Raw genomic sequence first — 23114 nt, forward strand, 5'->3', positions numbered from 1 at the left:
CGATCCGCGCCCCTAGCGGTCGGACCCGCCCGTGCCGGTGCGTATGCCCGGGACGGAGCCTGGCTGCCCGGCCGGCCGTGATGGGCTGGACGCGCCGCGCGCGCGCTGGCGTTCGCTGTCATGAAGTGACGATTGGTATTTCGCCCGCGTGACGGCGAGCGTGGAGCCGCGCCAGGCTGCCAGCATCACCAGCGCGGAGCGGTCGCTGAGCCGGTCGTACAGTCGCGACAGCCGGTACACGTTGTTCACCGAAGTGCCGATCTCCGGCTTGAAGAACAGCAGGATGCGCTGGAAGTTTGGGCTCGGCATGTCGAGCGCGCGGGCGGCGACGGCCAGCGCTTCGCCGCCGGGATCGTCGACGATCTCCGCGGCGACGCGCGAGGGCAGGATCAGGCTGTCGCCGAGTTCGAGGGTGAAATTCGCGACGTCGTTGGCGATCGCCGCCATCTCCAGGATCTGGATAGCGCGCTTGGCCCTCACGGTCGGAATGCGGGGCGCGGCCTTCAGCGGCGTCTCGGCGAGATTGTGCAGGATCTGCGCGCGCTCGGATGCGCTGGCGCGAAAGAACATGTCGTGGATCTCGGCCGCGTCCTTCGGCTGCATCGCCATGTTCGCGGCCATCCGCAGTTCGGCGCCGGTCGGCGTGCGTGCGGGGGCGGGGGCCGGTGCCGGCGTGGGGATTTCCCGTGCGAGCGGAATTCTGCGACCTTCCTGTGCCGCTGTCAGGCCGAGCTTTTGCATGATCGGCGTAGGTGTCGACGGATAGATCGCGAGCCGCGCCTTGACGGCTGCGCGCGTCGCATCGTCGACCTGGTCGATCAGGCGGGTGACGAGCTCGACGAACTGGCGCTGCTCGTCGTCGCTGTGGGTGCTGGCCTGGACATAGAGATCGGTCAGCACGCGCAGCAGCGTCGGGCGAATGTCGACGCCCTCTCGGCGGGAGAGGGTCATCAACCCGTCGAATCCGGGAAACAGCGACTTGGCCATTGAGACTTACGCAACTCGGAGGATGGTTTCCGCAAGTCTATCGCTGGTTCCCTTTAAGGCTCGTTAAGGAAAACGAGATGTGAAACGGAGCGCGTCATTCCAGGTGTTTTCGTGCCGCAACGGCACGACGCGGCCGGCCCGTGCGGCTACGGTCCGCCCGGCTCGTTTACATCCCGTTAACCATGTCCTGATCTTAATGAGCCCATGTTGCACGGGAGCGTTCGATCGCGCGGCAATTGAAGAGAGCTGACATGGGGACCATCATCGAATTTCCGGCCGGTCGCCGGGTGAGCTCGTCGGGGGAGGCGGCCTCGCCTGCGGAAACGGCAACGGTCTTGATCCTCCCCGTGATTCGCATCGAGCGCGAAACCGACGAAACCAGCGGCGACCGCGGGCCGGAAGCGGGCACAGCGCCGGGGCGCCGCCGCCGCCGTCGCTGACCTGCGCCATGCCGGAAACCCTCCGCCTTATCCGTCCCGTCGTATCGGTCGCCCTGCTGGCTCTTGCGGGCGCTGCGCTCGGAGCCTGCAGCGGCGGCGATTTCGGCCGTACGCGCGCCGACATGCGCAGCGACGACATGCATCGCTGGCTCGGTGCGGAGGTCACGTCCAGCGTCGGCCTCAAACCCTCCCAGTTCCAGCTCACCGACGAGGAGCGTCAGCTTCGCGACCTTGCCTATCCGCTGATCGAGCCGCCGCTGTCGCGGCCGGCCTGGAAGAGCGTGTTCGGCGACTACAAGGCGTTGCCGTCGCCATGGCGGCAAAAGGTCGTGTTCGACCGGACCATGTACGGACGCACACTGATCGATGAGCCGCATCGCTCGCATTCGTCGCGCTACGCGCAACTGATCGAGGACGTGCGCAACGACATCACCCGCTTCGAGCCGTTCTTCGCCAGCGCGATCCGCGTCATCGATCTCGATCGGAAGCGTGATGCCAGCATGGCGCGCGTCTCGGAAATTTCCCCGAAGGAGAAGGCCGACGCGATCGAGCGCATGCAGGAGAACTCGCTGATCGTGCAGTGGGTGCAGCAATGCCTGGAGCAGCGGGTCTCGTCATACCGCTGGGCGCTCGAGCGGCTGGTGATCCAGGCGCCCGACGGCATGGCCGCTGACGCCGACCGCCTGATTGGCGAGCTCGCCGCACAGACCGCCAATCCGCCGGTGCAGGCGCAGCCGGCTTATGGACGCGCGGTCGCCGTGAAGGGTTGATGTCCTGAGCCGGCCATGGCCGGCTCCGGCATGACGCGGTCGAGGAATTCGAAAAGCCTGCGACGGGAATCGTCGGTCAGATCCTGACGAAAATGATAGTCGACGTGATGGCCGCGGACGTCGATCTTGCTGAAGCCATCGAGCTGCTGGCAATCCCAGCAATGCGTCGCGCCGGGATAGAGATGCCACTCCAGCGGAACGCCGCTCTCCTTGAGAGGTCCGAACCTGTCGATGCATTCCGACGCGGGGGTCTCGGTGTCCGCATCGCCCATCAGCACGAGGAGCGGCCGCGAGATATCCGGATTGACGAGATCGAACGGCGGACGGTCCTTCGGCGTGATGCGGAAGCAGCCGGGGTAGAAGCTTGCGACCGCCGCAAATCCTGATTTGAACTGCAATGCGCCGACGTAATGCGGGCTCGCGGCGAGCAGTCCCACCATGGCGCCCCAGGAGAAGCCGACGAAGGCGACGCGCTTGCCGTCGACGTAGCTTTGCTCGCGAAGATGCTCTGCGGCCTGCAGCGCGTCTCTCGCGCCGCGGAAGAAGTTCACGCCGTTTCTCGGACCGAAGCACACGGTCTTGACGTTGCGTGGTCCCAGGCTGTCGACGAGCAGGACGACATAGCCGTGCATGACGGCGGCGCGGGCCCACGCCGCAACGGCTGGATTGAGACCGCTGCACTGATGCGCGAGCACGATCGCCGGAAACGGGCCGGAGCCGGCCGGCTTGAGCATGGCCATCCGCGGCGATGTGAACTGGTCGACGGTCTCCGCGGTGTCGGGAAGAGCCAGATCCGGCGCGAAGGTCGCGCCGCGGAAGATCGCCCCGGCATCCCATACCGCGGTCGCCGGTTGCGGGCCGTCCAGCGCGTCCGCACCACCTGAGCCCCAGCCGAGCGCCAATGGCGTGAGCAGCCCGATCAACATGCGCAGCAGCCGCATCGGTCTCGGGAACTCGCGCCTGGCGCCGCTAACCCTTTTGCGCATAACCCCGGCCCGCGTTGATTGGCGCTTGTTCTCCCGGGCCATAAGGCTAGGATTGCGCCGTTACTTCAAGCCATTTTATGACCCAAAGGCCCACGATATGAGCCTAGACGCCACGAGTCCGGTCAGGAGCCGTCTCGACTTCGCTCTTCCGAAAAAGCTGTTGGCACTCGCGCTTCTGCTGGGATCGACAGGATCGGCCGCCGCCCTGACCAAGGAAGCCGCCATCGAGAATTGCCGCATGACGATCGGCAAGCCCATCGTGCAGGCCTGCATGCATGCGAGCGGAGGGCGGGCCGCCGGGGGAGCCAATCTGGAAGCTTGCCGCGCCAAGGCCTCGCCCCAGGTGAAGGCTTGTGTGATCGCGGCGCTGAATGCCGCCAACGGTCGCGCCAACGTCGCCGTCGAAGTTCCGAAGGTCGCCGTGCCGAAGCTCGACGCCGGCGCCGTCCTGCCGAAGGATTTCGTCGCGCCTCCCCGCAGCATCTCCGACATCACGGCGATTCTCGATGGTGAGAAGGTCGACGCGAAGACGGTCGCGGAACTGAAGTCGGACGCCGATGACACGCCGACCGGCAAGGAATCGCGCCAGGAACTGGCCCAGTTCTATTTCGACCGCGCCAATGCGCGCTCGCAACTCGGGCGGCTCGCCGACGCCACCGCCGACGTCAACAAGGCCGTGGATACGGGGCGTGGTGCCGTCAGCGCGAGCATGATGGGCCGGATGATGCAGCTCCAGTCGCAGCAATATGCCAGCGCGGGCGACCCCAAACGTGCGCTGGAGATCGTGCAGAGGCTGCTGCGCGAATCTGCCGGCGCGCAGGGTGCGAAAGGATACGTGTTCAACGCCAATCGTGCGATCGCGGCCATCGCGATCCAGATGGGTGACGTCGCGCAGGCGGAGGCTTATCTGCGCCGCAGCCTGACGCAGATCCAGGAGGCGCGAACCAGCGGGCTCCCCGGGTGGCGCACGTCCTATGCCCGCTTCGGTCAGAGCTGGGAGGGTGAGATCGAGCTGACCCGCGCCATGATCTTCGAGGCGCGCGGACAGTTTGCCGAGGCCGAGGCGGCCTATCGCACCGCCGAGCTGCGCAAGATCGCCGGCAACAAGGGCGTTCTGGAGTCCGACAATCCGCCTGCGGAGACGGTGCTGCTCCAGGTCGTCGACACCATGGTGCTGAACCAGGCGCGCATGAAGGCGCGGCAGGGACGGTTGGCCGAAGCCGAGGTCGACGCGCGCCGCGCGCTGCTGTCGCGTCTCAAGGACACCGGCAAGTACAATCCCGTCACCCCGCGCTTCGTGATGGGTCTGGCCGGTATTCTCGTCGACCAGGGCCGCTACGAAGAAGCCGAGCAGCTCGGCCGTGTCGCGCTCGAGATCAACAAGACGGTCGGGATACCCGATGATTCCCAGGCCACGGTGCAATGGCTCTCCCAGCTCGCGGGCATCCTGAATCTCAGGCGCAAGAACGCCGAGGCGAACGAGATCTTCGCCAGGATCGACCAGGCGACCGCCAATTGGGAGCCGCAGCGCCGTCAGGTGTTCGAGCTGAATCCGGGCCGCATTCTGTCGCTCTATAATTCCGGACAGCTCGATGCGGGCATTGCCGCCGCCGAGCAGCTGGTGAAGAAGCAGATCGCGCGGGTCGGCGAGAACCATCCCGATACCGCTTCCGCACGCGGCACGCTCGCGGTCGGGCTGATGCGTGCCAAGCGCGATGCCGATGCGATCCGGGAATTCAAGACCGCCATCCCGATTATGATGGCCAACGCCAACGAGAACGCCGACGACGAGAATACGAGCGTGGTGGCGGCGCGCAGCGAGCGGCTGCAGACGATCGTCGAGAGTTATCTCCTGCTGCTCGCGCGGTCCGAGGGAACCGGCAGCGGGGTCGGCGAGGAGACCTTCGGTCTCGCCGATGCCATCCGTGGCCGCTCGGTGCAGCAGGCCCTGGCGGCGTCGAGCGCCCGCGCCGCGGCCAAGGATCCCGCGCTCGCCGAACTCGTGCGCAAGGAGCAGGACCTGACCAAGCAGGTCAACGCCCAGCTCGGCACGCTCAACAACGTGCTGGCGCTTCCCTCGGCGGAGCGCGACGACAAGGGCGTCCAGCAGATCCAGGCATCGATCGCGGCTTTGCGCGGTGAACGCGACAAGGCCCGCCAGGAGATCAAGCAGAAATTCCCGATCTATGCCGATCTCGTCTCGCCCAAGCCGCCGAGCGTTGCGGAGATCCGCGGGACGCTCGCCGACAACGAGGCGATGCTGTCCTTCTATTTCGGTCAGAACGGCAGTTTCGTCTGGGCCGTGCCGAAGTCGGGGCCGGTCGCGTTCGCCGCCGTCAAGGCCAAGATCGGCGATGTCGAGACCAAGATTCGCAAGCTGCGCGAGGCGCTCGAGCCGCAGGCTGCGATGATCTCGGACATTCCGCCGTTCGATCTCAAGCTCGGCTATGAACTCTACGAGCTGCTGCTGAAGCCGGTCGAGAGCGGATGGAAGCCGGCCAGGAACCTGATCGTGGTGACCAACGGCGCGCTCGGCCTGCTTCCGCTCTCGCTGCTGCCGACCGCGCCCGCGGAAGTGGCCGCGGACGAGGATCCGCTCTTCATCGGCTACCGCAACGTGCCGTGGCTCGCGCGGACGCATGCCGTGTCGACGGTGCCGTCGGCCGCGGCTCTGCGCACGCTGCGGCAGCTGCCGCCGGGCAAACCCGGCCGCGGCGACCTCGTGGCGTTCGGCGATCCCTATTTCAACAAGGAGCAGCAGGCCGAAGCGGAAGGTGCGGGGGACAAGGTCCAGGTCGCCGACGTCGGCGGAAACGTGACGCGCGGGATGCCGCTGAAGCGTCGCAACAGCCCGAAGCTCGAAGGCGTCGACAGCGCCGAACTCGGCCTCCTGCCACGCCTTCCGGACACCGCCGACGAACTGAAGTCGATCGCGCTGGCGTTGCAGGCCGATCCCTCGAAGGTGCTGTTCCTCGGCAAGAACGCGACCGAGAGCGCGGTCAAGACCATGAATCTGTCCGGCTTCCGGATCCTGGCCTTCGCGACGCACGGGCTGGTGCCTGGTGAACTCAACGGGCTGACGCAACCGGCGCTCGCGCTGTCGTCGCCGTCGGTGACGGGCGAGGGCGGTGACGGTCTCCTGACCATGGAGGAAATCCTCAGCCTCAAGCTCGACGCCGACTGGGTCATCCTGTCCGCCTGCAACACGGGCGCCGGCGCGGGTGCGGGCGCCGAAGCGGCATCCGGCCTCGGCCGCGCATTCTTCTACGCGGGAACGCGCGCCTTGCTGGTGACGAACTGGTCGGTGCATTCGCAATCGGCGCGGCAGCTCGTGACCGACCTGTTCAAGCGGCAGGCGGACGATCCGAAGCTGTCGAGAAGCGAGGCGCTGCGCCAGGCGATGATGGCTTTGGTCGATGGTCCCGGCTATCTGAACAGCGAGGGCAAGACCGAGTTCGGCTATGCTCATCCGCTGTTCTGGGCGCCTTACACGATCATCGGCGATGGCGGTGTGCGTTGAGGAATGACGAGGGAAGGGAAGTACGGAAAATGAAGCGGACCATCTTTCTGGGCCTCGTTGCCGCAGGTCTGTTGTTGTCGGGATCGGTGCGCGCCACGCAATTGATCACGGAAGAGGAAGCCCATTTGCCGCCGCCGAAGGGAGCCGTCGCGGCGGACCGGCGCGGCATCATGCGGGGGCCGAAGGTGGAGTTCGTCTCGCCGAGCGACTCCGTCAGCTCGCCTCTGAAGCTGGTGCTGAAGTTCGAGTCGTTCGGCGGCGCCAAGATCGATCCGGATTCGGTCAAGGTCATCTTCCTGCGCTCGCCCAATGTCGACCTGACGCAGCGGGTCAAGCCGTTCGTCCAGGCCGACGGCATCAACATGCAGGACGCGGAATTGCCGCCCGGCGAGTATACGGTCCGCGTCGACATCAAGGATAGCGACGGCCGGCCGGGCACGACCATCTTCACCCTGAAGGTCGCGCCCAAATGAGGTGTTCCTGACGTGACCTGTCCCTACTGCCAGTCGCAAAGCGCGGACGGTGCGCTGGTCTGTGCTTCCTGCGGGCGTGACGTCGCGGTGCCCGCGACGCTGCTTGCGGAACGCGCCGATCTCCTGCGCAAGCGCGAGGAGCTGCGCCACGAACTGAAGCGCGCCCGCGACGAGGTCGAGGCCTTCATGATGCGGCGCAGGAAGTCGCGGTAGCGATGGAGTGCCCGTTCTGCGCAGAGACGATCAAGGACGAAGCCATCGCGTGCAAGCACTGCTCGCGCGATCTGCGCGTCGTGCGGCCGACATTGCTCGAGATCGAAGAGATCGTTGCCGACCTCGACAAGCTGCGGCGTGATCTCGATCGGGTCAATGTCCGGCTCGAACGCTACAAGAATCCGCTGCGTTACTTCGGAACGCATGCCGTTCTCTACGTCCTGATCCCGTCGATCCTGCTGACGGCCGCGCATGTTCTCGTGACCATCACATTCAACCTCTCGCAGATCCCGCTCCGGCTCGCGTCGATCGTGATTCCGCTGCTGTTCGGGCTGCTGGCCTATCCGCTGCACAGGGTCTCGGCGCTGGGCGCGTTCGGGCTGGCGTTCCTGGCTGCCAGCGTCAGCATTCTCGCGATGCTGACGGTGACCGGCCTTCATGACGGCGTTCCGATCCTGCCGACGGTCTGGGTCGAATGGCGCGAGGTGTTCGAGTACGGAGCGAGCATCCTGCTCGCCTTCGTGTCGGGAAACATCCTGGGCGTCGTGATCTTCCAGGTGCTGCCGCGCGTGCTCAGCCAGGGCGGCAAGCCGAACGCATTCGCCTTCAGGGTCGCGCGCCTGCTCGGACAACATGTCGGTGAGGAGCAACTCCGTCGTCGCGCACGCTTGATTCAGGACCTGATGCAGACCGTCGGCCCGCTCGCAGGCGTCGCCGCGACGGCCGTCGGGTCGCTCTATGCCGGCCTGAAGGGCTTGCTCGGGTAGTTCATGCGGTGCCGGCGCGGGCTGGGATGGCTCGCGTGATGATCTGCGGACGCAGTCTAGCGACCCGGCGTCACGGAGCGCCGCGCCTGGCGGATGAACTCGTGATGTCGTTGCCGGCGTTCGCGTGCCGCTTCGATCTCCCACAATGCCCAGACGAGACACGCACCAAGGCAGATTGAAATCAGGCCGAATAGGATTGCTTGTTCACTGGCGGTCTGGATCATGAAATTTCCAATCCAATCCAATAAAATGTCAGCGCGATGCAAATGATGCGCCAATACAAAACCGGCGACTGGTGACGCCGCATCGTTCAGGCAATGGTGACGGCTCGTATCGGCCAGCCCCGGCATTCCGCCGCGCAACGCCGGCTGTTCAAAGTCTTGATGTGCGTCGCGCCTATTGCCTGGCGGTTTGACTACGCGATGGCGGCCGTCGTCGGCGTGGAACCGGCCGGTTCCCTACATGTATCCCGGATTTCGCGGCAGGTAGCGTTTCCAGTCGCCGAACTCGCGGTCGGATACGAGTACCATGGGAAGTGTAATGCGCATGTGATGTCGGGCGGCGATGTGAAGTGCAGATTCGCAATGGCCGGGCAGGAAAGCGGATATCTGTCGGGAGTTTCCTTGGGCCGCAATTGCGAGTGCGGTATCGAGCACTTCGCCCATGCGATCCGGCCGGGCCACGGCAACAGGCCCGACATGGCCGGTGGATGCGACATACGCATATCCCGTGCAGTCTTGTCCCTCGTAGAACAGGAATGCCTTCATGGCGGGATCGGCCAGCAGATATGAATGGTGCTTTTCGCGCGAGACGCCCAACGCACCGCGATCAAGGGCTGCCAGCGTGGCGAGATCGGCCGGGCTGGCCATTCGGTGGTTCAGCGGCGTTTCGAAACCCGTCGTGGCAAAGGTGCTGCGTTCGCCGCTCATCATGTAGATCGGGAGGCGCGGAAACATTCCGTGCCGAAGATAGAGTCCCTGCGAAACCGTGTTGAATGTGAAGGTGATGAGCGCTCTGGTCCTGGCGCCGGCCTGATCGGCATGGAGCTGGGTTCGCCGCAGCAGTTCTCGCCCGATCCCGCTTCCTTGCATCTGCGGTGCGATGAACAGCTCGGCGAGGAACCACAGTTCGCCGCACACCCAGCTGAAGGCAGAACCGACAATTGCGCCGTCGGATTCCGCGACCCAGAGGCCGCGAGCATCGTCTTTAAGGGAAAAAAGCTGAAAGCTTGCGGGCCTGATTGAGGCCAGTGCGCCGAACCCGTGGCGCTGCGTCAGGTCGTTGATGCTCTCGACGATGAGTTCCTGGGCGCGCGGCAGTTCCTCCGCGCGGATCGGCCTGACAATGACTGACATCAGGGTTCCCCAGGTAAGAGCCACCGCGATGTTAGCTCTCACATCGGACCTTTCACATAGGTCGTCGTGACGCGGGTTCCCGAATGACAGGGACTCACACCGTGCACGCTCATAGCCTGTTAACTAGCGCATCCGTTCCAATTGTGGAACCGCAGTTGCACAACTTGAATTTACTCGCCCTTAGATCGTACCGCTTATTCGATTGAAAGACATTTGGCGACGTTCTTCCCACCCCGGATGCGCGCCTCTCATGGCGCGCGAGCTTTTGCATGCACGAAGGGAATTCCCGCAAGCAGTCGGTCGCTCAATCCTTCGCGGCCGTTGCGCCGGCATTGCAGAAGTCAGGACCGTATGTCTTCCTGATCTCGTTCCTGTGCGTGTTCTATGTGTCGAACGCGACGCTCTTGCTCAGTCACTACGATCTCGGGTGGCATCTGGCCGCTGGTGACTTGATCAGGCATGAGGCGAACATTCCATACCAGGATCCCTGGGCGTTCACCCTCGGGGACAAGCGCTGGTACAATCTCTCCTGGCTGTGGGACGTCGTCGCCAGCCTGCTGTACCAACGTGCCGGACTCGTCGGCCTTGTCTGTCTGGTCGTGACTTGTGGCGCTATCATCGTCGGATATCTGACATCTGCTTGCCTCGGCAGCGGAGCCTCGCCGATCGCGACCTGCGTTGCGGTCTTTGCGGCTTGCATCCTGTATCCCGCTTATGAAACCGCCCCCAATATCTATCTCGCCGCATCTCCGAACGTTGCGACGATGTTGTTCTGCGTCGCGTTCTACAGGCAGTGTCTGCGCCGAACGCGATTGTTGCTGCTGCCCTTGATGATGGTCTTCTGGGTCAATCTTCACGGCGGTTTCGTGCTTGGCTTTCCGATCATCGCCGTCTTTGGTTGCGTCGCGTTGCTCGAACGGGACTGGAGGAACGCCAAGGCCTTCACTCTCGCGGGCATCGGCTGTCTCGCCGCGACCTTCATCAACCCGTTGGGATGGCACATCTACGAAGGCGTGACGGCGACGCTCGGTCATTTCGTCCAGGCGAACATCTCGGAATGGCTTCCGTACTACCGCAACATCGAGATACCCGGGAGCATTCCGGGACTTGTCTATGTTCTCGTGTTCGTGGCGCTCGAACTGAGCCGCGGCGCCGTGAACGGAGCTCGCCTCGAGCCGCGCATCCTGTCCTGGATCTTCCTCGGGCTGGGACTCTACCAGTTCAGGTACATGTCCTTCTTCTTCATTTTTTCGACCATCCCGCTGGCCCTTCACCTTGATCGGCTTCTCGCGAGATGGCCGGCGCCTCCCCAGGTCCAGGGGGCATTGTGGGCGGCCGCGATCATCGGCGCGTGCGCACTTCCGATCACGGCGATGCGGGTGCAGCCGGCGCTCGATTTGCCGGACATGCTGTCGGAGCGGGATGCCGGCTATCTCAGGGCGCACCTCTCGCATGCCAGGGTCTTGAATCACTGGAATACGGGCGGCCTCTTGATCTTCCGAACGCAAGGGGAAGTGCCGGTGTTCGTGGATGGCCGCGCGGCGACGGCTTATCCGGATGAACTGCTGCGCGACTATTTCAAGCTGGTCAGGTGGAAAATCGATGAGTCGGACTGGGATGCAGTCCTCGAGAAATACCACATCGACGCCGTTTTATGGGTCAAAGGCCACGACGAGTTGAGGCGCTTTCTCGTCGAGAAGAGGCATTGGAAGGAAGACTATACGGGTGCCTACGAGAGCGTTTACGTCAGGCCGGATGCGACCCCGCAATCCGAGGGGCGGGACCAGCAGTCCCGAGGCTCGACCGGGAAGGGCTGAGCCGGACCGCGATCAGCGCCGGCCGCGCGGTGCTTCTGCCTTGGCCGGAGGCTCGGTCTGCGTGGCACAGGTCGCGGTGGCGAGCGAGGCCTGAGCCTGCGGCATCAGCCCCGGCTCGGCCGCAAGCGCCTTCATCACGATCAGGCCGGTCGAACTCGGGGAGTCGATGATCAGCCGGTCGGCCGCGGTGACCTCTTCATCCTCGGGCAGATCGTTGTGCTGCGCCTCGGTCATCAGGTCGAGTTCGATCACCTTCTTGCCGGCCGAGCGATCGTTGATCGCGTAATAGGCGATTTCGTTGCGGGTATAGAATGACACCGACGTATAGGCCTGGCTGACGGGTACGGTGAGCTTGATCGGCCCGCCGGACAGATCGTAACGGCAGATCGCGAGCGCGAAGGCCGGATCCATGAATGGCATCGGTGAGGTGCTGGGATCGGCGAGGGGAAGCTGGGTGACGGCGTTGAGCTTGGTCATCGGCGTCAGCCGCGAATAGGCGTCCTGCGTCGCGATCCGCGGCAGCGCCAGGACGCTGACGAGATGGACCACGAGGCCCAACACGATGCCGGCGACGATCGTGAACAGGAGCCGGATCATGAGCAGCCCACCGTCGTGACCTTGGGCATCGGCGCATCGCGCTGCGTGCGCGTCGCAACGCCCACCGGCGTATCGTAGAGGCGCAGCATCAGCGCGTAACGCTCGATGCCGCCGGTTGGCAGCCAGTTGCCGGCCCGCGAGCGCGAGGCGATGCGGATCTCGAACGAGCCGTCGGATTGCCGCACGATCTCCTGGCTGGTGAAGCCATAGCGCTGCAGTGAATTGGCGACGAGATGGCCCTTGCGATCGTAGAGCGTCAGTGTCCAGAACCGCGCGGGCGGCGTCACGCCGGAGACCACGACGTCGCAGCGGCCGTCGAGCGTTTTCTTCTTGTCGTCGGCTGTGGCGGTGAAGGCGACACCGTCGCCGGTGCCGATCGGCAACTCGCCGTTGCGCACGATGGTGGCGCGCGAATAGGGATCGACGTCAGCGGTGCCGGTGCGGGGACGCGCGGTCCAGGCGCCGATGGTCAGCGTGCCGATCTCGGTGCCGCGTGTCGTCGTCATCCAGGTCGCACCGACGCCGACGGCGGTTGCGAGCAGGAGCGCCGTCAATGTGATGAGGATCAGCCGCACGGGATACGATCAGTTCTTGCGCGGGGCGGATGAGTTGGCATTGTCCTCCGCCGCATAGTTCTGCGGAAAGGCGAGAGCGCTCGTCGACGATGCCGGCTTGGCCGGCGTCGTGTCGTCGGCGGCCGACTTGGTTGCGGTCTTGGCGGCATCGTCGAGCATCTTCTCGACGCGCACCAGGATGTCGGCACCGCGCTTGGTGAGCACCGGCGGCGGACCCGGCTTGGTCTCGAGCACCTTCGGCGCCGCGTTGGCCTGGGCCGCCATCGGCTGCGGCGGCAGCTTCTGGCCCATGCCGATGCCGGGAATTTCCCTGACTTCGACGCCCTGATGCGCCGTGACCATGATGTCGTGCCAGGTCTGCGCCGGCAGCGAGCCGCCGGTCATGCGGTTGGTCGGCGAATAGTCGTCATTGCCGTACCAGACCGCGCAGGTGAAGTTGCCGGTGTAGCCGACGAACCAGGCGTCGCGATAGGCGTTGGTGGTGCCGGTCTTGCCCGCGGTCGGAATGCCGTCGAGCGCGGCGCGGCGAGCCGTACCTTCGCTGACGACGTGACTCATCATGCCCGCCATGTCGGCGGCGACGGAGGCCGGAATCGCCTGCCGCGGCTTCGGGCCGTCGCGGTCCCAGCGCCAGACGAGGTCGCCTGCGCCGGTACGGACCTCGAGCACGGAGTGCGGTGTCACGGCCTTGCCCCGGTTGGGGAAGGTCGCGTAGGCGACCGCGTGCTCGAGCACGGTGACTTCGTCCGATCCGATCGGCAGCGACGGCGTGTCGGGGAGGGGCGCCTTGAGGCCGAAGCGGCGGGCGACCTCGACGATCTTTGCGCGGCCGATCTTGGCCGGGTTCGGCGCCTTCGGCTGCTCCTTCTGGCCGATCGCGATCGACAGCTTCACCGGCACGACGTTGATCGAGCGCGTGATCGCCTGCGTCAGCGTCACCGAGCCGGAGTAGGAATGGCCATAGTTCTGCGGGCACCAATTGCCGATGCAGACCGGGCCGTCGACCACGATCGAATTCGGCGTGAAGCCGTTCAGCAACGCGGTGGTGTAGACATAGGGCTTGAACGACGAGCCGGGCTGGCGGTAGGCGTCGGTCGCACGGTTGAATTGGCTCGCGCCATAATCGCGCCCGCCCACCATGGCCCGGATGCCGCCGTCGAGATCGGACACCACGGTTGCGGCCTGCGTCGCGTGATAGTCGCGGCCGAACTGGCGGAGCTGGTTCTCGATCGCGTCCTCGGCGGCCTTCTGCACGTTGGTGTCGATCGCGGTGCGGACCACGAAGACACGTTCCGTGTAGGACTTCGGGAAGGTGTCGACGAGCTTGCGCATCTCGTCGAAGGCATAGTCGAGATAGTAGTTGGGCGAGGCTTCGTCGCGGCGGTCGACCGCGAAGGCCGGATTGCGGCGGGCGCCAAAGACCTGACCCTCGGTCATGAATCCGGCATCGACGAGGTTGTCGAGCACGACGTTGGCGCGGGCGCGGGCCGCCGGCAGGTTGATGTGGGGCGCGTATTTGGTCGGGGCCTTGAACAGGCCGGCCAGCATCGCGGCTTCCGCCAGGGTCACGTCGCGCGCCGACTTGTTGAAGTAGAAATGCGCGGCGCCGTCGACGCCGAAGGTGCCGCCGCCCATATAGGCGCGGTCCAGGTAGAGCTTGAGGATCTCGTTCTTGGTCAGGCGCCATTCCAGCCAGACCGCGAGGAAGGCCTCGTTGATCTTGCGCTCGATGGTGCGCTCGTTGCTCAGGAACAGGTTCTTGGCGAGCTGCTGCGTGATCGAGGAGCCGCCCTGGCGGACGCCGCCGGCCTGGGCATTGGTGACGAGAGCACGGGCGGTGCCGGCGATGTCGATGCCGAAATGGTCGTAGAAGCGGCGGTCTTCGGTGGCGAGCGTCGCCTTGATCAGCACGTCCGGAAAATCTTCCAGCGGGATCGAGTCGTTGTGCTTGATGCCCCGGCTGCCGATCGGGTTGCCGTAGCGGTCGAGGAACGTGACGGCGAGATCAGACTTCTTCAGCCAGTCCTCGTCCGCGGTCTCGCGGAAGGCGGGGATGGCGAGCGTCAGCAGCAGCACCAGGCCGCCGAGGCCGAGGGTCGCAGCCTCGGACAACGGCTCGATGAACACCCAGCGCTTCCACCGCCCGACATAGAAGCGGTCCATGAAGGTCGAATAGCGCTCATAGAGCTCGCGGATGCCCTTGGCCGACGAGAACAGCGACGAGTCGATGCGCGCATCGAGGTCCAGAAAGAAATTCCGGACGCGGGTCTTCCAATCGGATGGTGTGTTCTCGGCCACCTAGAACCCTTGAGACTCGGTTCGAAAGCGTTCAAGCACCCTGCGGGGGCGGCATCGAGACGTCTTGCGGGAGTGTTGCGGCAAACCCAAGGCGCCCGTTTCGCATCCGAGGGGGACTCGCTGTTCTTCTAGCCGAGCGTGGCCTATAAACCAATGGCTGCGCTCGCGATTTTGAACAATAGGCCTAATTGACCCCGGTTTATGACAGGCCTCTCGGGAGCGTTGCTTGCAGCCCCCTGGCCGCGCGCCGTAGATGGCACGAGCCCTAGCTCTTTCGAATCCTGTTGAGACGCATGACCGCAGCTCCCAAACGACCTTCAGGCCAGGAGGGATTCTTCTGGAAAACCAAGACGTTGGAGGAAATGTCTGAGGGCGAATGGGAGAGCCTGTGCGATGGCTGCGGGCGCTGCTGCCTGAACAAGCTCGAGGACGAGGATACCGGCGAGATCTACTTCACCCATGTCGGCTGCAAGCTGCTCGATGCCGGAACCTGCGGTTGCAAGGACTATCCGAATCGCTCCGACAAGGTTCCGGATTGTGTGCGCCTGACACCGGCCAATGTCCGCACCCTGAACTGGCTGCCGCCGAGCTGCGGCTACAAGCTCGTCGCCGAGGGGCGCGATCTCTATTGGTGGCATCCCCTGGTGTCCGGCGATCCAAACACGGTGCATGAGGCCGGTGTCTCCGTTCGGGGGCGGGTCGAGGGCAGCGAGGAGGAGATCCCGGACGAGGATCTTGAGGATCACATCGTGCAATGGCCGGCGATGCTGCCGAAACGGGCACGCCTGAAGCGGCGTCCGAAGGACTGATCGATTGTCCGGCTCCGGCGCGGATCACGTCTTCGGGATGACCCCCGGGTGGGATACACCCATGCGCCGCGGCGCCTGCCCGAGAAGAAATTTACTGTCTACATTGGGGACATAGAACGAATCCCTCGCGGCGTTGCGCCGCAATACGACGTCGATACGCCCGAAATGAACAAGTTCGAACGGCAGAGCAGCCATACTGCCGACACTCAGACATTGCCCGACGACATCGCCGAGGAATTGTCCCTTCTTCCCAGCGAGGTCATCAGCGTCAGCGACGCTCCCCCGATCTCACCGCCCGCACCCCTGTCATCGGACGAAGTGCGGACCATCGTCATCAGCCTGATGCTGACGATGTTCCTGGCGGCGCTCGACCAGACCATCGTCGCCACCGCATTGCCGACCATCGGCCGCCAGTTCCAGGACGTCTCCAATCTGTCCTGGGTGATCACGGCCTATCTGCTCGCCTCGACCGCCGTTGCGCCGGTGTTCGGGACGCTGAGCGACATCTACGGCCGCAAGGCCATGATCATCCTCTCGCTGAGCCTGTTCATCGTGGGTTCGGTGCTGTGCGCCATTGCGCCGAACATGCCGATGCTGATCCTGGCGCGCGGCCTTCAGGGTCTCGGCGGCGGCGGCATCATGCCGGTGGTGCAGACCGTGATCTCCGACGTCGTGAGCCCACGCGAACGCGGCCAGTATCAAGCCTATTTCTCCAGCGTCTGGATGGTCGGCGGCATCCTCGGCCCCGTCATCGGCGGCGTCTTCGCCGAGCATCTGCACTGGTCGATGATCTTCTGGATCAATCTGCCGCTCGCGGCCGCGGCGCTCGCGCTGCTGCTGCCCAAGATGAGCAAGATCCCCGTGTTCCACCGCAAGCGCAAGGTCGACTGGCTCGGCGGCGTGCTGCTGATGGCGTCCGCGGTCGTCTTCATGCTGGTGCTGACCTGGGGCGGCACGCGCTATCCGTGGCTGTCGCCGACGGTTCTGGCGATGGTCGGTGGCGCTGTCGCGCTCGCCGTCACGTTCGTCTGGCATGCGCGGCGGGCCGATGAGCCGTTCCTGCCGCTGCCGCTGCTGAGGGGATCGGTCGCTCCGTTCGCGCTGACGGCCGGCGGCTGCGGCCTCGGTGCGATCACCGGCCTCACGGTCCAGCTCCCGCTTTATTACGAGTCGGTCTATCACCTCAGCGCCAGCGAGGCGGGACTTGCACTGATCCCGCTCGCCGCGGTTTCGACCTGCGGCGCGGCCATCGCCGGCCGCACCATGGCGCGCGCCAAGCATTACAAGCGTGTCGCGATCGTCGGCACCTCCTGGGCCGCGCTGTGCGCACTGGGGCTCACCGTCACGACATTGCCGCTGTGGGGCCTTCTCACGCTGATGGCCGCGTTCGCGCTCGGGCTGGGTACGACTTTCCCGGTCTGCGTGGTCTCGCTGCAGAATTCGGTTGCCCGTCCGCAGGTCGGGACCATCACCGGCGCGATGAATTTCTTCCGTTCGCTGATGTCGTCATTCACGGTCGCTGCGTTCGCCGCCATCCTGCTCATCGCGCTCGGCGCGGACATCCCGCTTGCCGGCGAGCATCACGCGGCCGGTGCGGTCACGCTTCCCGCGGAGGACATGCGTCATGCGTTCCGCTACGTGTTCGGTGCCGCGACGGCGCTGATGGCGACCGCATCGCTCTGCCTGATCGCGATGGAGGAGAAGCCGCTGGCCGGTCCTTCGGTGACCCAGCCGGTGGAGATGGCGGAGTAGGGCGCTTTTACCCACCGCGATCGGCGTAGGGATCGTCCTCGGCGCGGCCGGCACTCGTCTTCCGTGCTTTCGCCGCGAGCTGCTCCTTGAGCCGGGCGAGTGCTTCGGCAGACCAGTTCCTGACGTCGGTCACGGCCGCCCACGCATCCACGTAATGCTCGGGTGCGTAGACATGGCCGTAACCCATCGGCGTGCTGGTCGCGACCGCCATGTCGACGGCGATCTGAAGCATGGTGACGACCGGATACCACCGCAGCTCCGGCGAAACGTCCGGACCGCGCGGCGCCTCCATCCAGGCGGGACGTTGATAGGCATCCCGGTAATTGAAGAACGTGATCGCGTCGCTTGCGTATTGCAGATAGACGACCCGCATCGCGCCCCATGGCGCGCCGGCGGCCACCGTCGGTCCATTCTGATTCATGAACCGCACGAAACGGCCGTCGCGAAATTCCGGCAGCCACGCCGGGGAGCCCTGGTTGCGGTTGGCCGTGACCGAGCGCCAGATGCGGCTCTCGAAAGGCGGCCCGCTCCAGAGCGCGCCCGCGATCGGATCCCCGATCGTCTCGAACAACTCCGCGGATTTTTCCGAGTTCATCGCGCCGAGGCTGAGGCCATGCAGATACAGCTTCGGCCGCTTGTCCCTGGGAAGCGTGGTCCAGTATCCGTAGATTTCGGAGAATAGCGCGCGGGAGGCCTCTGCGCCGTATTCCGGTTGAAACAGCAGCGACAGCGGACTGTTGAGATAGGAATACTGCATCGCGACGCTGGCGACGTCGCCGTCATGGAGATGTTCGACCGCGTCCATGGCCGCGGGATCGATCCAGCCGGTCCCGGTCGGGGTGATGACGAGGAGGATCGCTCGGTCGAAGCCGTGCTGGCGCTTCAGCTCATCGAGCGCGAGCCGTGCGCGCGCCTGTGCGCTGTCGGCGCCGCGAAGGCCCACATAGACGCGCACCGGGTCCTGCGCGGGCCGCCCCGTGACGGCGCTGATCTCCGCCGCGCTCGCGCCCGAGACAGCGAATTCGCGGCCGGCACGCCCGAGCTCCGTCCACTTCACCAGCGACGCCGCGCTTCCCGTCTTTCCGGGCGCGGTCGGTTGCGGCCGCTCGGGCTCGAGCAGGGCGTCGAACTCGCGGAAGGATGAATCCAGCGCGCGAAACGCCGTGCTGATCAGGAGATCGTTGGCGATCGACCAGAACAGCAGCGCTGCCAGCAGTACGCCGACGACGTTTGCGACCTTGCGGGGCACGAGGCGTCTCGTGCGCGCGGCGACAAAGCGGGCGATGAGCACGAACAGCCGCGCGAGCACCAGCAGGACGACGAACGTGACCAGGGCGATGACGCAGACCTTGAGCGGATGCGCCGTTTCGACCGGGGCCATCTTCATGACGGCGCGGATCGAGTTCTGCCATTCGGCGGCCTGGCGCAGGAAGACGACGACGACCAGCAGGCAGACGACCGTGGCCAGCGCATTGGCGTTCGATCGCGCGCGCGCCGAAGGCTCGGGCAATTCGAGATAATGCCACAGCCAGCGCCAGAGGATGCCGGCGAGGTAGCCGATCGCGAAGCACGTGCCGGCCAGCGCACCCTGCGTCAGGTAGCTCCTCGGCACCAGCGTCGGCGTCAATGCGGCCGCGAAGAACAACGCGCCCAGGAAAATGCCGACGCCGGACAGCGACAGCATCTGCCGCCTGACGATCCACACCCACTGCTTGACGATGCCCACTGCCCACCTTGCCCCGGACTTACGTGCCCGGCCGCGAAACCTCGGTCTCCTTGCCGGTGATGAACTCCAGCAGCACCGGCACGCCCTCTTTCGTCTTCTCGATGCCGCGCTTGATGGCCGGGATGATGTCCTCCGGCTTGGTCACGCGCTCGCCGTGCCCGCCGAAGGCGCGCGCCATCGCGGCATAGTCGCCGGAAATGTCGGTCGAGCGATATTTCTCGGTCGAGACCGGCATCACCTTCAGTTCGATCGCCATCGAGAAATTGTTCAGCAGGATCGACATGATCGGGATGCGCTCGCGCACCGCCGTCTCGAAATCCATCCCGGTGAAGCCGATCGCCGCATCGCCCCAGACATTGATGCAGAGCTTGTCGGGTTTGGCAAGCTTGGCCCCCATGGCGAGGCCAAGGCCGTAGCCGAGCTGTGTCGTCTTGCCCCAGCCGAGATAGGAGAGGGGCTCGACCGCCTTCCAGAACGGCGAGAGCTGGTCGCGCGGGCTGCCGGCATCGTGCGTGATGATGGTGTTGTGGATGTCGACGGTGTGCTGGAGATCCCAGAGCACGCGGTAGGGGCTCAAGGGCGCATCATTGCTGGTGAGCTTCGGCATCCACTTCGCCAGCCATTCCTTGTGGGACGCCGCGATCTCCGCCGCGACCGCCGAGGCATCGCGGTCTGCCGTCACGGTCTTGCCGATCTCCTCCAGCAGCGCTTCGAGCACGAGACCGGCATCGCCGACGAGGCCGATCTTCGCCTCGACGTCCTTGTTGAGGTGGTTCGGATCGAGCGTTGAATGGATGATGGTCTTGCCCTTCGGCATCGCGATGCCGAAACTGGTTTCCGTGAACGAGCAGCCGATCCCGAAGATGACGTCGGCCTCGGCCAGGAATTTCGGGACGGCGCGGGGCACCGCGAGGCCGCCGGAGCCGAGCGACAGCGGATGCGTTTCCGGGAACGACGATTTGCCCCCGAGGCTGGTGGTGACGGGAATGGCGAGCCGCTCGGCGAGCCGTTTCAATTGCGGCCAGGCCTGCGCGTAATGCACGCCCTGGCCGGCATAGATCACCGGGCGCCTGGCGCTGACGAGCAGGTGGGCGGCTTGCTTCACATGCACGGGGTCGGCGCCGTAGCGCGTCCGCAGCACCGGCGTGTAGTTCAGCGGCTCCGGCACTTCCTCGTTCCACATGTCGGAGGGAATCTCTACGATCACGGGACCGCCGCGGCCGTTCTTGAGTTTCGTGAAGGCGCGGCGGAAGATGTTGGCGACTTCAGTCGCCAGGATGATCGGCTCGGACGATTTGGCGAACGGCTTCATCGCCTCGCTGGAATTGAAGTTCGGCTCGATATGCGACAGCCGCCGCTGATAGCCCATCGGCAGCACCAGCACGGGGACGGATTCGCCGAAGCACTGCGCGACGCCGCCCATCGCGTTCTCGGCGCCGGGGCCATGCTGCATGCAGAACGCACCGATCGTGCGCCCCGACGTCACGCGCGAGATCGCATCCGCCATGTGCAGTCCGACGCGCTCCTGCCGCACCATCACCGGGCGGATGTCGGCCTTCGCCGCGTGCTCGATCAGGTGGTTGACGGGATAGCCGCAGAGGATCTCGATCCCCTCGCGCTTCATGATTTCCGCGATCGCGGTGCCGAGCTTCATGACATCTCTCTCCCAGGGCGGGCCGGTTGAGCCGGCCGATTGCGGAGAGAGGATCAGGAATTTGGTTGAACGTAAAGCGCGGCCGCCGCGCGTCGCGGGAAGCCAGCCATGCACGCTGGATTCCCTGGGGCGCTTGGGCGGCGCCGCGGTCTATCCCACGAGAACCAGCGCAAGCAGTCCCGATCCGAGCAGGGCAACCCCCGCGACCGTCACTGCGAGAAAGGCCAGCGATGTAAATTCTTCACGCATGAACATGACCCAATGATCACCAGGCCCCGATCGTCACGAGGGTGGCGATGCTCAATGCCGAGTAGCAGAGGATGACTGCCGGAACGATGAAAGGCTGAAGCGAACGCATGGTGCGTCTCCCAATCGGAACACCGCAACCCTAGCGCGTCGATGTTTTGTCCTGACTTCGCGGTCGCCCGAAAGCGGCTTCGATCCTGGGGTAATGGTTTCGTCCGGCGTGATCGACGAAGTCTCTTCACGGGTCCGCGATCGGGCGCCGATGTCGGGAATTTCGGGAAGGCTAAGGCGCCCCGACGTGGTTGCGGGTGGATCAGCCGTGCGGAGGATGACGATCTTTCGGGCCGCGGTGCGCGCAATGCTTCGCGCGAGCACGATCGCAAACGTCCCGGGCGCCGATTGGAGCGTATCTAAGTTGATGATCTTGCGGCGGTATTGGTCTCGCCTGTAAGAATGGCGAGGCAGTCATCGTATCCGGACTTCTTGCGTGCCGCATCATTTCAACATGGAGACGATCAACTCGCACCAGCCGACGGGGCTGAGGCGCTGTTGCCATGTTGGTCGCTCCGCCCGTGCCGCTTGGCGGCAAATGACGTCCCTGCGAGCGACCAGATGATCGACATCGCGGCGCTCTTTCGCCTGCATCAGGGCGAGGTCCAGGGTTACCTGCGCAAGCGGGGCATTTCGCCTGAGCTCGCAGCGGATCTGACTCAGGAAGCGTTCCTGCGTCTTCTCAGTTCGCCGCCCGATGCCAGCGTCAAGAACGCAGCCGCCTATCTCTTCCGGACAGCCGCCAACCTGTCGACGGACTGGCGCCGCCGGCAGCGATTTCTGCCGATGGCGGTGGACCAGGAGGCCGCGCTTGCCGCGGCCGTCGACGATCTGCCGTCAGCGGAACGCCAGGTCATCTCTCGCCAGGAGCTGGCGATCGTGCAGGCTGCGCTGAATGAGATACCAGCGGCGGTCCGGTTCGTGTTCTTCGCCCGACTGGACGGCATGACCTTCGCCGAGATCGGCAAGAGGCTCGGGATCTCCCCCAACACGGCGTTCAGCCAGATGAACCGCGTGATGATCCTGCTCAGGACCAGTCTCGACTACGCGCGACAATAAATTTTCGATGGATTCAAAAAATCCGCCTCGCTATTCGTCTTGGGCTTAGGACAGACGAGGCGTATGCACATATGGACGACCAGAAACCGAGCTGGTTCGACCCGCGTCTGGAGGATCGTGCCGATCCGCCCACGCGGGAGGCCGTGGTCTGGTTCAATCTGCTGCGCAGCGAGCGGGTGTCCGAACGAGACAGAGTGGCTTTTCGTGCCTGGCTTCGGCGCGACGCGGCCCATCCGGTCGCGTTTCAGGAGGTCGAGAGCCTCTGGAGCGGGTTGTCCGATCTGCCGGAGGTGCGCCGGCGTCGTCGCGGCATCACGCGGCGCAGGTTCGGGAAGGGGGCGATGTCGGTGGCGCTCGCCGCGACGGCATTGTGGGCCTATCGTTACGCGATGGTCGACTACCGTACCGGCACGGGAGAGCGGCGTACCGTGACGCTGGCTGACGGAAGCCGGGTCGAACTGTCGACGCGGACGGCCTTGTCCGCGAGCCTCGACGGTCCGGAACGCCGTGTCACCTTGCATTATGGCGAGGCCTATTTCGAGGTGGCCCCGAAAGCCGGGCGAGCGTTCGTCGTCGAAGCTCCGCGGGGCCGCATCACGGCATTGGGCACGGCGTTCGCGGTCGGAGAGGATGGCGACAGATCGGTCGTGACCGTGACGGAGCACGCCGTACGCGTCAACGCCGGCGAGCAGGCGTTGCGTGTCGAAGCCGGCATGCAGACGGTTTTCGACGCGGAGAAAATCAGTGCGCCGGTCGCTGCGGACGCATCCGAACTCCTGGCCTGGCGGGAAGGGCGTCTCGTCTTCGTCAATGCGCCGCTCGAGAAGGTCGTTCGCGTGCTGAACCGCTGGCAGATCGGCCGTGTCGTCATCATGAACCGGTCTCTTGCCCAGCAGCCGGTGACGCTGATCGCGGGTCTCGACGATGTCGACGGTGCTCTGCTTCAGCTTCAGGACGCGCTGCCGCTCTCGCTGACACGCGTGACGCCGCTACTTACGATTCTCACCGCCCGATCGTGA

At 65.0% G+C, this 23114-nt stretch carries 20 protein-coding genes; 11 read left to right on the plus strand and 9 right to left on the minus strand.

Features of this window, described 5'->3' with window-relative positions; genetic code table 11:
- Positions 1-12: 12 nt before the first annotated feature.
- A complete protein-coding gene (locus QM712_RS15950) occupies positions 13-987 on the minus strand; it encodes a DUF2336 domain-containing protein (protein WP_415024072.1) in 975 nt (324 codons plus the stop codon).
- A 251-nt stretch (positions 988-1238) separates the two neighbouring features.
- Between QM712_RS15950 and QM712_RS15955 the strand changes: the two genes are divergently transcribed.
- Both QM712_RS15955 and QM712_RS15960 read left to right on the plus strand, forming a co-directional pair.
- Complete coding sequence (locus QM712_RS15955; protein WP_415024073.1) at positions 1239-1427, plus strand: hypothetical protein; 189 nt, start codon at positions 1239-1241, stop codon at positions 1425-1427.
- A gap of 8 nt (positions 1428-1435) precedes the next feature.
- Positions 1436-2197 (plus strand): hypothetical protein, encoded by a 762-nt coding sequence (locus tag QM712_RS15960; RefSeq protein ID WP_415024074.1) that lies wholly within the window; start codon positions 1436-1438, stop codon positions 2195-2197.
- Here QM712_RS15960 and QM712_RS15965 read toward each other — a convergent pair.
- Entirely contained in the window at positions 2167-3138 is a 972-nt protein-coding gene (locus QM712_RS15965; protein WP_415024075.1) for a dienelactone hydrolase family protein, read from the minus strand. The genes QM712_RS15960 and QM712_RS15965 overlap by 31 nt on opposite strands.
- A gap of 142 nt (positions 3139-3280) precedes the next feature.
- Between QM712_RS15965 and QM712_RS15970 the strand changes: the two genes are divergently transcribed.
- From QM712_RS15970 to QM712_RS15985, 4 genes are read left to right on the plus strand one after another with little or no spacing between them, the layout of a single operon-like run.
- Entirely contained in the window at positions 3281-6703 is a 3423-nt protein-coding gene (locus QM712_RS15970) for a CHAT domain-containing protein (RefSeq protein ID WP_415024076.1), read from the plus strand.
- 29 nt (positions 6704-6732) lie between these two features.
- Positions 6733-7176, plus strand: coding sequence for an Ig domain-containing protein (locus QM712_RS15975; protein WP_415024077.1), 444 nt, complete (start codon positions 6733-6735; stop codon positions 7174-7176).
- A 12-nt stretch (positions 7177-7188) separates the two neighbouring features.
- Positions 7189-7389 (plus strand): hypothetical protein, encoded by a 201-nt coding sequence (locus tag QM712_RS15980; protein ID WP_415024078.1) that lies wholly within the window; start codon positions 7189-7191, stop codon positions 7387-7389.
- Positions 7390-7391: 2 nt separating this feature from the next.
- The gene (locus QM712_RS15985) at positions 7392-8156 is read left to right on the plus strand and encodes a hypothetical protein (RefSeq protein WP_415024079.1); all 765 of its coding nucleotides are present in this window, start codon (positions 7392-7394) and stop codon (positions 8154-8156) included.
- A gap of 56 nt (positions 8157-8212) precedes the next feature.
- Here QM712_RS15985 and QM712_RS15990 read toward each other — a convergent pair whose 3' ends face one another.
- A complete protein-coding gene (locus QM712_RS15990; protein WP_415024080.1) occupies positions 8213-8506 on the minus strand; it encodes a hypothetical protein in 294 nt (97 codons plus the stop codon).
- 108 nt (positions 8507-8614) lie between these two features.
- Positions 8615-9511 (minus strand): GNAT family N-acetyltransferase, encoded by an 897-nt coding sequence (locus tag QM712_RS15995; protein WP_415024081.1) that lies wholly within the window; start codon positions 9509-9511, stop codon positions 8615-8617.
- Between the two features lie 269 nt (positions 9512-9780).
- Here QM712_RS15995 and QM712_RS16000 point away from each other — a divergent pair, with 269 nt between their 5' ends.
- Positions 9781-11328, plus strand: coding sequence for a hypothetical protein (locus tag QM712_RS16000; RefSeq protein ID WP_415024082.1), 1548 nt, complete (start codon positions 9781-9783; stop codon positions 11326-11328).
- A 12-nt stretch (positions 11329-11340) separates the two neighbouring features.
- Here the strand turns inward: QM712_RS16000 and QM712_RS16005 are convergent, their stop codons facing one another.
- Genes QM712_RS16005 through QM712_RS16015 form a run of 3 tightly spaced genes read right to left on the minus strand, consistent with a single transcriptional unit; the run spans position 11341 to position 14798 of the window.
- The gene (locus QM712_RS16005) at positions 11341-11925 is read right to left on the minus strand and encodes a DUF1254 domain-containing protein (protein WP_415024083.1); all 585 of its coding nucleotides are present in this window, start codon (positions 11923-11925) and stop codon (positions 11341-11343) included.
- Positions 11922-12500: a DUF1214 domain-containing protein gene (locus QM712_RS16010; protein WP_415024084.1), complete on the minus strand. Its 579-nt coding sequence runs from the start codon at positions 12498-12500 to the stop codon at positions 11922-11924. Before QM712_RS16010 ends, QM712_RS16005 begins: the two co-directional genes overlap by 4 nt.
- A gap of 9 nt (positions 12501-12509) precedes the next feature.
- Complete coding sequence (locus QM712_RS16015) at positions 12510-14798, minus strand: transglycosylase domain-containing protein (RefSeq protein WP_415024085.1); 2289 nt, start codon at positions 14796-14798, stop codon at positions 12510-12512.
- Positions 14799-15091: 293 nt separating this feature from the next.
- Between QM712_RS16015 and QM712_RS16020 the strand changes: the two genes are divergently transcribed.
- Positions 15092-15607 (plus strand): YcgN family cysteine cluster protein, encoded by a 516-nt coding sequence (locus tag QM712_RS16020; protein WP_415024086.1) that lies wholly within the window; start codon positions 15092-15094, stop codon positions 15605-15607.
- A 165-nt stretch (positions 15608-15772) separates the two neighbouring features.
- The gene (locus QM712_RS16025) at positions 15773-17359 is read left to right on the plus strand and encodes an MDR family MFS transporter (RefSeq protein ID WP_415024087.1); all 1587 of its coding nucleotides are present in this window, start codon (positions 15773-15775) and stop codon (positions 17357-17359) included.
- Positions 17360-17366: 7 nt separating this feature from the next.
- On the opposite strand, the gene QM712_RS16030 is transcribed toward QM712_RS16025, so the two are convergent.
- Positions 17367-19043 carry an alpha/beta hydrolase gene (locus QM712_RS16030; RefSeq protein ID WP_415024138.1) on the minus strand — a complete coding sequence of 559 codons (1677 nt, stop codon included), beginning with the start codon at positions 19041-19043 and terminating at the stop codon, positions 17367-17369.
- 61 nt (positions 19044-19104) lie between these two features.
- Positions 19105-20793, minus strand: a complete 1689-nt coding sequence (locus QM712_RS16035) for a thiamine pyrophosphate-requiring protein (protein WP_415024139.1) — start codon at positions 20791-20793, stop codon at positions 19105-19107.
- A gap of 804 nt (positions 20794-21597) precedes the next feature.
- On the opposite strand from QM712_RS16035, the gene QM712_RS16040 reads away from it, so the two are divergent.
- Positions 21598-22095 carry an RNA polymerase sigma factor gene (locus QM712_RS16040; RefSeq protein ID WP_415024088.1) on the plus strand — a complete coding sequence of 166 codons (498 nt, stop codon included), beginning with the start codon at positions 21598-21600 and terminating at the stop codon, positions 22093-22095.
- Between the two features lie 71 nt (positions 22096-22166).
- Positions 22167-23114, plus strand: a complete 948-nt coding sequence (locus QM712_RS16045; protein ID WP_415024089.1) for a FecR family protein — start codon at positions 22167-22169, stop codon at positions 23112-23114.

Source organism: Bradyrhizobium sp., from assembly GCF_047605465.1.
Lineage (GTDB): Bacteria > Pseudomonadota > Alphaproteobacteria > Rhizobiales > Xanthobacteraceae > Bradyrhizobium.

Bases quoted from the DNA above. Each gene is read 5' to 3' on its own strand.
- QM712_RS15950 (WP_415024072.1), bottom strand. From the start codon at position 987: ATGGCCAAGTCGCTGTTTCCCGGATTCGACGGGTTGATGACCCTCTCC.
- QM712_RS15955 (WP_415024073.1), top strand. From the start codon at position 1,239: ATGGGGACCATCATCGAATTTCCGGCCGGTCGCCGGGTGAGCTCGTCG.
- QM712_RS15960 (WP_415024074.1), top strand. From the start codon at position 1,436: ATGCCGGAAACCCTCCGCCTTATCCGTCCCGTCGTATCGGTCGCCCTG.
- QM712_RS15965 (WP_415024075.1), bottom strand. From the start codon at position 3,138: ATGCGGCTGCTGCGCATGTTGATCGGGCTGCTCACGCCATTGGCGCTC.
- QM712_RS15970 (WP_415024076.1), top strand. From the start codon at position 3,281: ATGAGCCTAGACGCCACGAGTCCGGTCAGGAGCCGTCTCGACTTCGCT.
- QM712_RS15975 (WP_415024077.1), top strand. From the start codon at position 6,733: ATGAAGCGGACCATCTTTCTGGGCCTCGTTGCCGCAGGTCTGTTGTTG.
- QM712_RS15985 (WP_415024079.1), top strand. From the start codon at position 7,392: ATGGAGTGCCCGTTCTGCGCAGAGACGATCAAGGACGAAGCCATCGCG.
- QM712_RS15990 (WP_415024080.1), bottom strand. From the start codon at position 8,506: ATGCCGGGGCTGGCCGATACGAGCCGTCACCATTGCCTGAACGATGCG.
- QM712_RS15995 (WP_415024081.1), bottom strand. From the start codon at position 9,511: ATGTCAGTCATTGTCAGGCCGATCCGCGCGGAGGAACTGCCGCGCGCC.
- QM712_RS16000 (WP_415024082.1), top strand. From the start codon at position 9,781: ATGCACGAAGGGAATTCCCGCAAGCAGTCGGTCGCTCAATCCTTCGCG.
- QM712_RS16005 (WP_415024083.1), bottom strand. From the start codon at position 11,925: ATGATCCGGCTCCTGTTCACGATCGTCGCCGGCATCGTGTTGGGCCTC.
- QM712_RS16020 (WP_415024086.1), top strand. From the start codon at position 15,092: ATGACCGCAGCTCCCAAACGACCTTCAGGCCAGGAGGGATTCTTCTGG.
- QM712_RS16025 (WP_415024087.1), top strand. From the start codon at position 15,773: ATGAACAAGTTCGAACGGCAGAGCAGCCATACTGCCGACACTCAGACA.
- QM712_RS16030 (WP_415024138.1), bottom strand. From the start codon at position 19,043: ATGCTGTCGCTGTCCGGCGTCGGCATTTTCCTGGGCGCGTTGTTCTTC.
- QM712_RS16040 (WP_415024088.1), top strand. From the start codon at position 21,598: ATGATCGACATCGCGGCGCTCTTTCGCCTGCATCAGGGCGAGGTCCAG.
- QM712_RS16045 (WP_415024089.1), top strand. From the start codon at position 22,167: ATGGACGACCAGAAACCGAGCTGGTTCGACCCGCGTCTGGAGGATCGT.